Origin of the sequence: Scandinavium sp., from assembly GCF_036271055.1 — a bacterium.
Classification (GTDB): domain Bacteria; phylum Pseudomonadota; class Gammaproteobacteria; order Enterobacterales; family Enterobacteriaceae; genus Scandinavium.
Genome location: NZ_DATBBJ010000070.1, coordinates 150,490 through 164,330, shown reverse-complemented (window position 1 = coordinate 164,330; position 13,841 = coordinate 150,490). Strand labels below are relative to the sequence as shown.

At 54.4% G+C, this 13,841-nt stretch carries 12 protein-coding genes; 2 read left to right on the top strand and 10 right to left on the bottom strand.

Features of this window, described 5'->3' with window-relative positions:
- Positions 1-129: 129 nt before the first annotated feature.
- From csrA to norR, 10 genes are all read right to left on the bottom strand, one after another.
- Positions 130-315: a carbon storage regulator CsrA gene (gene csrA / locus VH187_RS13095; protein WP_000906486.1), complete on the bottom strand. Its 186-nt coding sequence runs from the start codon at positions 313-315 to the stop codon at positions 130-132.
- A gap of 239 nt (positions 316-554) precedes the next feature.
- Positions 555-3,182 carry an alanine--tRNA ligase gene (alaS, locus tag VH187_RS13090; RefSeq protein ID WP_329701881.1) on the bottom strand — a complete coding sequence of 876 codons (2,628 nt, stop codon included), beginning with the start codon at positions 3,180-3,182 and terminating at the stop codon, positions 555-557.
- Between the two features lie 132 nt (positions 3,183-3,314).
- A complete protein-coding gene (recX, locus tag VH187_RS13085) occupies positions 3,315-3,815 on the bottom strand; it encodes a recombination regulator RecX (protein ID WP_329701880.1) in 501 nt (166 codons plus the stop codon).
- An 86-nt stretch (positions 3,816-3,901) separates the two neighbouring features.
- Entirely contained in the window at positions 3,902-4,963 is a 1,062-nt protein-coding gene (gene recA, locus VH187_RS13080) for a recombinase RecA (protein ID WP_329701879.1), read from the bottom strand.
- 73 nt (positions 4,964-5,036) lie between these two features.
- Positions 5,037-5,534, bottom strand: a complete 498-nt coding sequence (gene pncC / locus VH187_RS13075) for a nicotinamide-nucleotide amidase (protein WP_329701878.1) — start codon at positions 5,532-5,534, stop codon at positions 5,037-5,039.
- Positions 5,535-5,671: 137 nt separating this feature from the next.
- Positions 5,672-6,550, bottom strand: coding sequence for a metal ABC transporter substrate-binding protein (locus VH187_RS13070; RefSeq protein WP_329701877.1), 879 nt, complete (start codon positions 6,548-6,550; stop codon positions 5,672-5,674).
- A 14-nt stretch (positions 6,551-6,564) separates the two neighbouring features.
- Complete coding sequence (locus VH187_RS13065; RefSeq protein WP_329701876.1) at positions 6,565-7,425, bottom strand: metal ABC transporter permease; 861 nt, start codon at positions 7,423-7,425, stop codon at positions 6,565-6,567.
- Positions 7,422-8,132: a metal ABC transporter ATP-binding protein gene (locus VH187_RS13060; protein WP_329701875.1), complete on the bottom strand. Its 711-nt coding sequence runs from the start codon at positions 8,130-8,132 to the stop codon at positions 7,422-7,424. Before VH187_RS13060 ends, VH187_RS13065 begins: the two co-directional genes overlap by 4 nt.
- Positions 8,133-8,331: 199 nt before the next feature.
- Positions 8,332-9,414: a lytic murein transglycosylase B gene (mltB, locus tag VH187_RS13055; protein WP_329701874.1), complete on the bottom strand. Its 1,083-nt coding sequence runs from the start codon at positions 9,412-9,414 to the stop codon at positions 8,332-8,334.
- A gap of 102 nt (positions 9,415-9,516) precedes the next feature.
- Entirely contained in the window at positions 9,517-11,031 is a 1,515-nt protein-coding gene (gene norR, locus VH187_RS13050) for a nitric oxide reductase transcriptional regulator NorR (protein WP_329701873.1), read from the bottom strand.
- Between the two features lie 183 nt (positions 11,032-11,214).
- Here norR and norV point away from each other — a divergent pair, with 183 nt between their 5' ends.
- Complete coding sequence (gene norV / locus VH187_RS13045) at positions 11,215-12,654, top strand: anaerobic nitric oxide reductase flavorubredoxin (protein ID WP_329701872.1); 1,440 nt, start codon at positions 11,215-11,217, stop codon at positions 12,652-12,654.
- Positions 12,651-13,784, top strand: a complete 1,134-nt coding sequence (gene norW, locus VH187_RS13040; protein ID WP_329701871.1) for an NADH:flavorubredoxin reductase NorW — start codon at positions 12,651-12,653, stop codon at positions 13,782-13,784. The genes norV and norW overlap by 4 nt, the downstream gene beginning before the upstream one ends.
- Positions 13,785-13,841 lie beyond the last annotated feature (57 nt).

The window sequence follows — 13,841 nt, the reverse complement described above, 5'->3', positions numbered from 1 at the left end:
AAATACAGGGCGTGCGAAAAGAGCTCGTAGAAAAAAATGTGATGGATTCAGGACGAAGAGAGGAATAGATACAGCGAAAGTGAAAAAAGAAGAGGGTTGCGTCTCACCGGGAAGTGAGACGCGGGAAAATTAGTAACTGGACTGCTGGGATTTTTCAGCCTGGATACGCTGGTAGATCTCTTCACGATGGACAGAGACTTCTTTAGGGGCGTTTACGCCGATGCGCACCTGGTTGCCCTTCACCCCTAAAACTGTCACGGTGACCTCATCTCCAATCATGAGGGTCTCACCAACTCGACGAGTCAGAATCAGCATTCTTTGCTCCTTGAAAGATTAAAAGAGTCGGGTCTCTTGTATCCCGGCATTATCCATCATATAACGCCAAAAAGTAAGCGATGACAAACACGTAAACGTGTAAGCAGTCACGGCATTACATTCTGTTAAACGTAAGTTTAGCCGATGTACACAATTTCAACCTGACTTTATCGTTGTCAGTCTTGCTATTGCAAGGCGCCTAAACCTGACGGTTAGAGCGCCCGCTGCGTTTATAATTATTACAGTTTTGCGCTGACCCAGCCTTTTACGCTGGCCAGTGCGGCCGGGAGAGCCGCTGCATCCGTACCGCCGGCTTGCGCCATATCAGGACGACCGCCCCCTTTACCGCCCACCTGCTGAGCGACCATACCAATCAGTTCCCCTGCTTTCACGCGGTCTGTCACATCCTTAGAGACACCCGCAATCAGAGAAACCTTATCGTCAGCAACCGTTGCCAGAACCACAATCGTGGAACCGAGCTGATTCTTCAGATCGTCAACCATAGTACGCAACATCTTCGGTTCAACGCCAGTAAGTTCGCTCACCAGCAGTTTTACCCCATTGATTTCTTCCGCTTTGCTGGAGAGATTTGCGCTCTCCTGAGCAGCGGCTTGCGCTTTCAGTTGTTGTAACTCTTTTTCCAACTGGCGAGTACGTTCAAGCACTGAACGGACTTTTTCAGTCACATTATGGCTATCGCCTTTCAGCAGATGCGCCACATCGCTCAGCACATCGCTCTGCGAATGCAGGCTCGCGATAGCGCCTTCGCCGGTCACGGCTTCGATACGGCGCACACCTGCCGCTGTACCGGATTCGGAAGTAATGCGGAACAGGCCGATATCCCCGGTGCGTGAGGCGTGAGTACCGCCGCACAGCTCGGTAGAGAAGTCGCCCATGCTCAGAACACGCACTCGCTCGTCGTATTTTTCGCCGAACAGTGCCATCGCACCTTTCGCTTTCGCGTCTTCCAGTTCCATAACGTGAGTTTCGATAGGCAGGTTACGACGAATTTGGGCGTTGACCAAATCTTCGACCGCACGAATCTCTTCCGGTTTCATGGCTTCAAAATGGGAGAAGTCAAAGCGCAGCGCTTTGTCATTCACCAGAGAACCTTTCTGCGCAACGTGGGTGCCGAGCACCTGGCGCAGTGCCGCGTGCATCAAGTGCGTCGCGGAGTGGTTCAACAGAATACGTGCACGACGAGCTTCGTCGACGTCAGCCCGCACCGCGTCACCCACTTTCAGGGAGCCGTTGTTCAACGTGCCGAGATGACCAATCGCCTGGCCGTATTTCTGCGTGTCAGACACATTGAAAGTAAAACCAACACCTTTCAGTTCGCCCTTATCGCCAACCTGGCCGCCTGATTCTGCATAGAACGGAGTCTGGTCCAGCACGACAACGGCATTTTGGCCTGCTGCAACGCTCTCTACAGCTTTACCGTCCACGAACAGCGCGGTGATTTTAGCGTTCAGTTCCAGATGGTCGTAGCCTTTAAATTCAGAAGCACCTTCAACGCGGATCATCGCGTTGTAGTCTGCGCCGAAACCGCTGGATTCACGCGCACGACGGCGCTGTTCTTCCATTGCGACTTCAAAGCCTGCTTCATCGACTTTGAGATTACGCTCACGACAAACATCTGCTGTCAGGTCAACCGGGAAACCGTAGGTGTCATACAGACGGAAAGCGGTTTCGCCATCCAGCGTATCGCCTTTCAGCTTCGACAGCTCTTCGTCCAGCAGTGCCAGACCACGTTCAAGCGTACGCGCAAACTGCTCTTCTTCGGTTTTCAGTACTTGCTCAACCTGCGCTTGCTGACGTTTGAGTTCTTCACCTGCAGAACCCATCACTTCAACCAACGGGCCGACCAGCTTCCAGAAGAAGCTGTCTTTCGCACCGAGCATGTTGCCGTGACGAACCGCGCGACGAATGATACGACGCAGCACATAGCCACGGTTTTCGTTCGATGGGATAACGCCATCCGCAATCAGGAATGCACAAGAACGAATATGATCGGCAATAACGCGCAGGGATTTATTGTTGAGATCAGTCGCGCCGGTCTCTTTTGCTACCGCCTGAATCAGGGTGCGGAACAAATCGATGTCATAGTTGGAGTTCACGTGCTGCAATACAGCTGCGATACGCTCCAGACCCATACCGGTATCTACAGACGGCTTCGGCAGCGGTTCCATCGTACCGTCGGCCTGACGGTTGAACTGCATGAAGACGATATTCCAGATCTCAATGTAACGATCGCCGTCTTCTTCCGGGCTGCCCGGAGGACCGCCCCAAATGTGATCGCCATGATCAAAGAAGATTTCAGTACACGGACCGCACGGACCGGTGTCACCCATCTGCCAGAAGTTATCCGATGCATACGGCGCGCCTTTGTTGTCGCCGATGCGGATAATACGTTCACGCGGAACGCCCACTTCGTTAGCCCAAATTTCAAACGCTTCGTCATCGGTTTCGTACACGGTGACCCACAGACGCTCTTTCGGCAGCCCAAACCAGTTTTCACCGGTCAGCAATTCCCAGGCGTACTGGATGGCATCATGTTTGAAATAGTCGCCGAAGCTGAAGTTGCCCAGCATTTCAAAGAAAGTATGGTGACGTGCGGTGTAACCGACGTTTTCCAGATCGTTGTGTTTACCACCCGCACGCACGCAGCGCTGTGAGGTCGTCGCGCGGGAATAATTACGCTTGTCGAGACCAAGGAACACGTCCTTGAACTGGTTCATCCCGGCGTTGGTAAACAGCAGAGTCGGGTCGTTGTTCGGCACCAGGGAGCTGCTGGCAACTACCTGATGGCCCTTACTATGGAAAAAGTCGAGAAACGCCTGACGGATCTCAGCGGTGCTCATGCTCATAATTATCCTGGAATCACGCTAACGGATTGTTGCAGGCGGCAACTGAACAGTTTTTACACAGTCAGGCAACCTTACGGAAAAAAGTGGGAATAAGATAAGTTTTCTTGGGAGGGAAGTAAAATCCAGAGTGACTCAGTCGTTAAAATTTCGCCAAATTTGCTGGATATCTTCCATTAGATAGCCGCGATTCATTAAAAATCGCTGCACCTTCACTTTTTCTGCGAAGGCTGTAGGGAGCGGTTCCCCATACTTGCGCTGTGCTTGTTCACGGGCCAATTCTGTCCAGTCGATTTCACAGTCGTACATCGCCTGATCAATGTCAGGCCGCGCAATCCCTTTCTGGTTCAGCTCCTGCCGAATACGCGCGGGGCCATAACCTTTGCGGCCACGGCTGGCGATAAACTGCCGGGTAAAGCGAGCATCGTCGAGATAGTTGCTTTCCAGACACCAGGCAACCACCTTATCCACCTCTTCCGGCGGCGCATCAATCGGCTCCGGGCCATTTTTCGTCAATATCGGGGCGACCAGCTTGCGACGCAGTTCTTTTTCACTGTGATCGCGCATCGCCAGAATACGAATGGCTCTGTCCAGCAAACGGGCATAAGCAGAACGACGAGGTGAGCTTTCAGTCATAGCGGGCCTTTTTGCACAGAATGAAATGACTATTGCGAAAAAGCAAAAGGGCCGCATCAGCAGCCCTTTTCTATTTTCAGCGAGGATCAGAAGTCTTCGTTGGTTTCTTCGACGTTGTCGTTGTTGTCAACGTTGAAGGCTGGCTTGTCATCCTGATTACTCAGTAACAGCTCACGCACTTTCTTCTCGATCTCTTTCGCAGCAGCCGGGTTCTCTTTCAGCCAGGCGATAGAGTTCGCTTTACCCTGACCAATTTTGTCGCCGTTGTAGCTGTACCAGGCACCTGCTTTCTCGATCAACTTCTCTTTCACGCCGAGATCAACCAGTTCGCCGTAGAAGTTAATACCTTCACCGTAGAGGATCTGGAATTCAGCTTGCTTGAACGGTGCTGCAATTTTGTTTTTGACGACCTTCACGCGCGTTTCACTACCCACGATGTTATCGCCCTCTTTCACCGCACCGATACGGCGGATGTCGAGACGTACAGAAGCGTAGAATTTCAGCGCGTTACCGCCAGTGGTGGTTTCCGGGTTACCGAACATCACACCGATTTTCATACGGATCTGGTTGATGAAGATCAGCAGCGTATTGGACTGTTTCAGGTTACCCGCCAGTTTACGCATTGCCTGGCTCATCATACGTGCCGCGAGGCCCATGTGAGAGTCACCAATTTCACCTTCGATTTCCGCTTTCGGCGTCAGTGCCGCTACGGAGTCGACGATGATGACGTCTACCGCACCAGAACGTGCCAGCGCATCACAGATTTCCAGCGCCTGCTCACCAGTATCCGGCTGAGAACACAGCAGGTTATCGATATCAACACCCAGTTTGCGAGCGTAGACCGGGTCCAGCGCGTGTTCTGCATCGATAAACGCACAGGTTTTACCTTCGCGCTGCGCGGCAGCAACGACCTGTAAAGTCAGGGTTGTTTTACCGGAGGATTCTGGTCCGTAAATTTCAACAATACGACCCATCGGCAGACCACCTGCCCCCAGTGCGACATCCAGAGAAAGCGAACCGGTAGAGATGGTTTCCACGTCCATGGAACGGTCTTCACCCAGGCGCATGATGGAACCTTTACCGAATTGTTTTTCGATTTGGCCCAGTGCTGCCGCCAACGCTTTCTGTTTGTTTTCGTCGATAGCCATTATTACTCCTGTCCGGGTGTTACCGCGTGAATTCTGTTTCGTTGAGGCAATTATACTGTATGGTCATACAGTATCAAGTGTTTTGTAGAAATTGTTGCCACAGCATCTGTAAGGCATACGCCGTAGCCTGACGGCGCACGGCTTCGCGGTCTCCGGCAAAGCATTCCTGGCGGGTATAACCCTGCCCATTTGCGCAAGCAAGACCGAACCATACCGTGCCAACGGGCTTTTCTTCGCTGCCGCCATCCGGCCCGGCAATGCCGCTGACGGAGAGCGCATAGGTGGCGCGAGCCGCTCGCAGCGCGCCAATCGCCATCTCTACGACCACCGGTTCACTGACTGCCCCGTGGTTCAGCAATGTTTCTTCCGACACGCCAACCATCTGCGATTTGGCTTCATTACTGTAAGTGACAAACCCGCGTTCAAACCAGGCGGAACTGCCTGAAATATCCGTCAATGCTTTCGCAATCCAGCCGCCGGTACAGGATTCAGCCGTTGTTACCGTTGCCCTTTGAGCTTTCAGCGCAAGGCCTACCTTTTCGCTGAACGCCATCAATTCACTGTCAGTCATCGTCATCCCTCGTGGCCTGAAAAAGATGCTCAACAAGATACCATTTTCTTTATCGAGAGGGAGATGACGTGGAAATTTTACGAGGACGCTTCAGAAAAATCGTGCTGCGCCCCGAAACCTCGGGACGCATCTCAGAATTACTTCATGCTATTAGCGAGAGTTTCCACATTATGTCGCAGCATTTTGACGTAGCTGTCTGCCACGCCACCCGGTTTCGACAATGCTTCAGGATAAAGCTCACCGCCCGGTTGTGCGCCAGTTGCCGTCGCAATCTGTTTGACCAGACGGGGATCAAGCTGGTTTTCCATAAACCAGGTGTGCACGCCATCCCCTTTAATCTGAGTGATGAGTGCCCCAACCTGCGCGGCACTCGCCTCACTTTCTGACGACAGCCCTTGCGGGGCAAGGAACGTCACGCCGTAAGCGCGGCCAAAATAACCAAACGCATCATGACTGGTCAGCACTTTGCGTTTTGCCTGTGGGATCGCGCTAAACCGCGTCTTCGCCCAGCGGTCTATCTGCTGAAGCTCGGCGATATATTTCTGCCCGCTGGCGTTGAGCGTCGCTTCATCTTGGGGGTCAGCTTTCACAAGCCCTGCCAGAATATTCTGCGCATACAGCGCCCCGTTCGCCGCGCTATTCCATGCGTGTGGATCGGTGACGGTTTTGCCTTCTTCGTCCAGTGTGTGTGTTTTTACGCCTTGCGAAGCCACCACCAGTTCACCTTTAAAGCCCGATGCCTTCACCAGTCGGTCAAGCCAACCTTCCAGCCCAAAACCGTTCACGACAACCACATCGGCTTTGCTCAGCAATACGCTGTCTTTTGGCGATGGCTCAAAGGAATGCGGGTCACCGTCCGGGCCGACCAGCGTATCGACGTGAACATGATCGCCCCCCACCTGCTGCACCATATCGCCGAGCACCGAAAAACTCGTCACCACATTTAGCGTTTTCGCTGTCACGCCTTGTGACAGCACACCTAACGTCAGCGCCAGAATCAACCCCGTTCTTTTCATCTTTTCCCCTTGCGTTAAAAATGCGCTCGCAGGCTGAAGGCCAGCCGGCTGCGCGTGCCAAAAAACACCGAAATAAGAAACAGTAAACTTGCGCTCAGGACGATGGACGGCCCGGCGGGCAGATTGGTTGACCACGACAAGCTCAGGCCGAGCCAGGCGCAGAATGCGCCACTCACCGCCGCGAACAACAAAATGCCCGGCAACGTTTGAGCCCAACAGCGCGCCGCAATCGCCGGAAGCATCATTACCCCCACCGCCATCAGCGTGCCGAGCACCTGAAAACCGGCCACCAGATTGAGCACCAACAGCGCCAGAAACAGGCCGTGCAGCAGGGACGGAAGACGAGGTGAATTTACCTCCAGCCAGGCGCTGTCGAACGCCTCACTGACCAGCCCACGATATAACACTGCCATCACCACCAGCGTCAGGCTTGCGACGCCGGAGACAAACAGCAGCGCGTTGTTGTCCACCGCCAGAATCGAGCCAAATAACAAATGCAGCAGATCGACGCTGGAGCCACGCAGCGACACCAACGTGACGCCCAACGCCAGCGATCCAAGATAGAATCCGGCAAAACTGGCGTCTTCTTTAAGCGGCGTGCGACGGCTGACCCAACCGGCAATCAGCGCTACGGCGATGCCTGCGATGAACCCGCCTACTGTCATCGCCAGTAATGACATCCCGCTGAGCAAATATCCCACCGCCACGCCGGGCAGAATGGCGTGCGAAAGGGCGTCGCCCATCAGGCTCATACGGCGTAACAGAAGAAAAACACCGAGCATGGTGGTGCTGACCGACAGCGCCAGACACACCACCAAGGCGCGGCGCATAAAGCCGAACTCGATAAAAGGTTGAAAGAAGGTGTGCCAGATCATGCACGCCTCGCATTTTCAAATGTCGTCAGCACAGAAGGCGTATCGCCCCAACAAGCGCGTCGGGATTCAAGCAATAACGTTTCGGGGAAATGGCGGGCGACGCGTTGATTGTCATGCAGCACCGCCAGCACGGTTTGCCCGTCGCGATGCATCTCGAGGATTAATTCCATTAGCTCAAGGCTGGTCGCTTCATCGATGCCTGTAAAAGGCTCATCCAGCATCACTAACGGCGCTTGTTGCACCAAGACCCGGGCAAAAAGCATCCGCTGAAATTGGCCGCCGGAAAGCGCATCAATCGACGACTCACCCAGCGCCGCAAGCCCGACCCGGTCGATAGCTGAGGCGATTTTTCTCCGCATTTGTGCGTTCAAGCCGCGAAACAGTGACACATGCGGCCATGCGCCCTGACTAACCACGTCGTGTACCGTAAGCGGAAATTGCGATTCCAGCGCATGACGCTGCGCCAGCCAGCCGATAACCGGGCGAGTGCCACGCCAGTAAAGCTGCCCGCTCACTGGTGGAATAAACCCCGCCAGCGTTTTCAGCAGCGTGGATTTACCGCAGCCGTTGATACCGACAATTGCCGTCAGCGAGCCTTTCTCAATTGTGCCACACAGGGTTGGCGTGATAGCCAGGCGCTCGTAACCCGCTACCAGATGATCAAGCTCAATCATGGCAGCGCCACCGCCCAGCAGGTCGCCAGCCAAAGCAACGCGATCAGAATCAGAGCCAAAGCCAGACGTATCAGGCTTGAGGAATTAAACAGGGAACAGGGGATCATCATCAATCTCAATTAAATGTTATAACATAACAATAATCAGATTAACGTGAGATGTAAATCAGGGTGGTCAGATGGGGTGTATCGAAATATTTCAGATGCCCCTCCCGAAAGGAGGGGCCAAAGAATTACTGCTGCGTACGGGCCATTGCCACTGCCTGACCAAGCTGCCAGACCGCCATCGCGTAATGCGTGCTGTGGTTGTAACGAGTGATCGCATAGAAGTTTGGCAAGCCATACCAGTATTCATACCCGGTGCCGACATCAAAACGTAACAGGCTCGCCTGCTGGTGATCGCCTAACGACTGGGTCGGAGATAAGCCTGCCGCCGCCAGCTGTGAAACGCTGTAGTTGGTTTTGAAGCCGTTCTCCAGACCCGGTGCCTGGCCTGCTGCCGGAACCGCGACCTGATCGCCCTTCACCCAGCCGTGCTGTTTGAAGTAGTTGGCAACGCTGCCAATCGCGTCGTCCGGATCCCACAGATTGATATGACCATCACCGTTGAAGTCCACGGCGTACTGTTTGTAGGAGGACGGCATGAACTGACCGTAACCCATTGCCCCCGCAAACGACCCTTTCAGATCCAGAGGATCATCCTGTTCGTCACGGGCCATCAGCAGGAAGGTTTCCAGCTCGCCGGAGAAATACTGTGCGCGACGTGGATAGTTGAACGACAGAGTTGCCAGCGCATCAAGAATACGGGTTTTACCCATTATGCGGCCCCAGCGCGTTTCCACACCGATGATGCCGACAATAATTTCCGGCGGCACGCCGTAGACCTGCCACGCACGGGTGAGCGCATCCTGATGTTCGTTCCAGAATGCCACGCCGTTTTGCACATTATCCGGGGTGATAAACTGTTTGCGATAGCGCAACCACGCACCGTTCGGCCCGGTCGGCACTTGCGCCGTAGGAGCCTGTCGGTCCATCAAGCGCAGAACGTAATCCAGGCGTTTAGCCTGAGAAAGAATTTCATGCAGTTGCTGACGGTCAAAGCCGTGTTTGCTGACCATCGAATCGATGAACTGCTCCGCCGCCGCGTTATTGGCAAAGTCGCCGCCCATCTGGGTCACGTTATGCTGCGGCTCCAGCAGAAATCCTCCCGAAGAAGGACTCGTCGTGGTAGGCGCTTCTGCGGTTTTTGGTTTGCTGCTACAGGCAGCCACCAGCACACAGAGCGGGAGTAGGGTCAGGTAACGACGCTTCAACATGTGACATCCATTTAGCTAATTCGGCAAGAGTGAGTATGGTAAACATCCGTCAGCCGATAAGAAAGTGCAAGCGCGCCCCTGAAACAACTATTTCGTTTAAAGTTACTTTTTCAGACCTAAACGTTTTGCCAGCCGATGCAAATTGGCCACATCCAGCGAAAGCGCGCGAGCAGTCGCTGCCCAATTATGTTGCTGACTTTCCAGCGCCTGAATAATGGCCTGACGCTGAAATGTCTCGGTCGCCTCGCGCAGATTCACCGCCTCCGCCTGTATTTCACCCGTTTGCACAACAACCACGGCTTCACCGGCAAATGCGAAATGTTGAGGATCCAGCGTCACGTTCTCACCTCCACTCGCCGCTCGCGCCAACACGACCGCACGATGAATGGCATGTTCCAGCTCACGCACGTTGCCTGGCCATGGATAAGCCACCAGATGCGCACGTGCCGCAGCGCTTAAAATCACACTGCCAAGCCCCATGCGAGCCCGGCACTGTTCGCAAAAGTAACCCGCCAACAAAATGACATCTTCGCCACGCTCGCGCAGCGGCGGCACTGAAAGCGGAAACACGCTCAGGCGATGGAACAAATCAGTGCGAAATCGCCCCGCCAGCACTTCTTCGCGCAAATCACGGTTGGTTGCCGCAAGCACGCGCACGTTGACCCGCAAGCTGCGATCGTCCCCTACCCGCTGAATATCGCCATATTGCAGAACGCGCAGCAGTTTGGCCTGAAGTGACAACGATAGCTCACCGATTTCATCGAGGAACAGCGTGCCGTTATCGGCGATTTCAAATTTACCGCTTCGGTTGCTGATGGCCCCTGTGAACGCCCCTTTCACGTGGCCGAAAAGTTCGCTTTCTGCCACGCTTTCCGGCAGAGCGGCACAGTTCAGGTAAACCAGAGGATTTGCAGCGCGCGGTGATTGCTGATGAATAGCCTTCGCCACCAACTCTTTCCCGGTGCCCGTTTCGCCGCCAATCAGCACGTTAAGCTCCGACCCCGCCACGATCTCAATCTCTTTTTTCAGCTGCATGATCGGTGCGGAGAGGCCGATTATCTCCTGTGCATCCGCAGTCGGTTCGCCACTCGGGTTTTGCATCAGCACGTTCTGGCTTTCCAGCCGCGCAATCAACAGCGCGTTATTCAGTGCCCCGGAGACCAGCGCCGCAATCAGCCGCAGTTCTTCATCGCTGTAATTGTCGAACTGATGTGCGTCCATGCCGTCAAGCGTCAACGCGCCAATCAGGTTTTGTCCGGCAAACAGCGGTAGACCAAGGCAGGCGTGAACTTTCAGGCTCTCCTGACCGGGGATCAGCCCGTCATAAGGATCGGGCAGCGAACTGTCCGCTGGAAAACGCACGATATCCCCGGCACGGGCAATCGCCTCCAGCCGTGGATGCCCTTCCAGCGCAAAACGTCTGCCGAGCACGTCCTTCGCCAGCCCGTCGATCGCCAGCGGTATGAACTGATGCGCTTCGTATCGCAATAACGCCGAGGCATCACAGCCCAGCAGTTGACGCAGCGTGGTTATCAAGCGTGAAAAACGGTTCGGGTGACCAATGTCGCTCTGTAGCTCAATGGCGATTTTCGCCAGCGCTTCGGTGGAAAAACTCATGCCTGCCTCATTGTCATAATGACTATCTGCATTGTCGTTTCGACTACATTAATAATAGTCATTATGACAAATCCTAGCAATGGGAAATTATAAAATCACTTAATTATCAATACAATAAATGTTGGCACGCGATTTGATATAGCCCCATTACTTTTTTGAATCAAAAGACTGATTGAGGGCATTATGGCTATTCACGTTAAAAACAATATTCATTGGGTTGGACAACGCGATTGGGAAGTGCGTGATTTTCATGGCACCGAATACAAAACCCTGCGCGGCAGCAGCTACAACAGCTATTTAATCCGCGAAGAAAAAAACATACTGATTGATACCGTTGACCATAAATTTAGCCGCGACTTCGTGCAGAACCTGCGTGCCGAAATCGACCTGGCCGACATCGACTGCATCATCATCAACCACGCTGAAGAAGATCATGCGGGCGCGTTAACCGAACTGATGTCCTCCATTCCGGACACCCCGATTTATTGCACTGCCAACGCCATCGATTCGATTAACGGTCACCACCATCACCCGGAATGGAATTTCAACGTGGTGAAAACGGGCGACACAATGGATCTCGGCAACGGTAAACAACTGATCTTCGTCGAGACGCCAATGCTGCATTGGCCCGACAGCATGATGACGTACATGACCGGCGATGCGGTGCTGTTCAGCAACGACGCGTTCGGCCAGCATTATTGCGACGAACGCCTGTTCAATGACGAAGTGGATCAGGCCGAACTGTTCGAGCAGTGCCAGCGCTACTACGCCAACATTCTCACTCCGTTCAGCCGTCTGGTGACGCCGAAAATCACCGAGATCCTCGGCTTCAATTTGCCAGTGGAGATGATTGCCACTTCACACGGCGTGGTCTGGCGCGATAACCCAACGCAAATCGTTGAACAGTATCTGAAATGGGCGGCGGATTATCAGGAAGATCGCATCACTATTTTCTACGACACCATGTCCAACAACACACGCATGATGGCCGACGCTATCGCCCAGGGCATTAACGAAGTGGATCCCCGTGTGGCGGTGAAAATTTTTAATGTCTCCCGCAGCGATAAAAACGATGTGCTAACGAACGTCTTCCGTTCCAAAGGCGTGCTGGCGGGCACGTCCACCATGAACAACGTGATGATGCCGAAAATTGCCGGTCTGGTCGAAGAGATGACCGGCCTGCGTTTTCGCAATAAACGCGCCAGCGCCTTTGGTTCACATGGCTGGAGCGGCGGCGCAGTGGATCGTTTGTCTACCCGTTTGCAGGACGCCGGTTTTGAAATGTCACTGAGCCTGAAAGCCAAATGGCGTCCGGATCTGGACGCGCTCGAAATCTGCCGCGAGCACGGCCGTGAAATCGCCCATCAGTGGGCGCTGTCGCCGCTGCCGGATTCTTCCTCCATAAACGCAGTGATTAAGCCTCAAGAAGCTAGCAGTGCCAGTGATTTCGGCCCTTCCATGCAGTGCAGCGTGTGCCAGTGGATTTACGATCCTGCGCAGGGTGAACCCAATCAGGACGTCGCGCCGGGTACGCCGTGGAGTGACGTGCCGGACAGCTTCCTGTGCCCGGAATGTTCACTCGGTAAAGAGGTGTTCGAAGTGCTGGCGACGGAGGCAAAATGAAGCACGGTATCGTCATCATCGGATCGGGCTTTGCCGCCCGCCAACTGGTGAAAAACATCCGTAAACAGGACACGCAAGTCCCGCTGACACTGATTGCCGCCGACAGCATGGACGAGTACAACAAACCGGATCTCAGCCACGTCATCAGCCGGGGGCAACAGGCCGCCGATTTGACGCTGCAAACGGCGGGCGATTTTGCCGAACAGTACAACCTGCGCCTGTTTCCGCACACCAGAATCACCGACATCGACGCGGTAGAGCAGGTCGTGGAAAGTAGCGATCAACACTGGCTGTACGACAAACTGGTGCTTGCGACTGGAGCCACAGCCTTTGTGCCGCCGGTTCCCGGTAAAGAGCTGATGGTGACGCTCAACAGCCAGCAGGAATACGGTGCGGTGCAAACGGCGCTACACGATGCAAGGCGAGTCCTGATTGTCGGGGCCGGACTGATCGGCAGCGAACTGGCGATGGATTTTTGTCGGGCTGGCAAAGCCGTCAGCGTGGTGGACAATTCGGCGAGCATTCTGGCCTCGCTAATGCCGCCTGAGGCCAGCAGTCGGCTGCAACATCGGCTGACCGATATGGGCGTGCATCTGCTGCTCAAAAGCCAGCTTCAGGCGCTGGAAAAAACCGCCACCGGTATTCGTGTGACGCTCGACAGAGATCGTCTCATTGAAGTTGATGCGGTGATTGCCGCCGCCGGTTTGCGCCCGGAAACGACGCTCGCTCGCCGCGCAGGGATTGAAATCAATCGCGGAGTAATGGTCGACGACACGCTGCAAACCAGCAATCCGGCGATTTATGCCCTGGGCGACTGCGCAGAAATCAACGGTAGCGTACTGCCGTTCCTCCAGCCGATTCTGCTAAGTGCCCTGACCCTTTCGAAAAATCTGCTGGGTCAAACGGGTACGCTGAAACTGCCACCGATGCTGGTGAAGGTCAAAACACCGGATCTGCCGCTGCATCTGGCGGGGGAGACGGGTCGGCAAGATTTGCGCTGGCAGCTCGACACCACCGCCGAAGGCATGATTGCACAAGGGTTTGATAGCGACGCAAAACTGCGGGCGTTTGTGGTGAGTGAGGAAAACATGAAGCAGGCGTTTGGGCTGTTGAAACAGCTTTCGGCCTGAGGAAAAGTGCCCGATGGCGCTGCGCCTATCGGGCCTACTCGATCGCTTTTGTAGGTC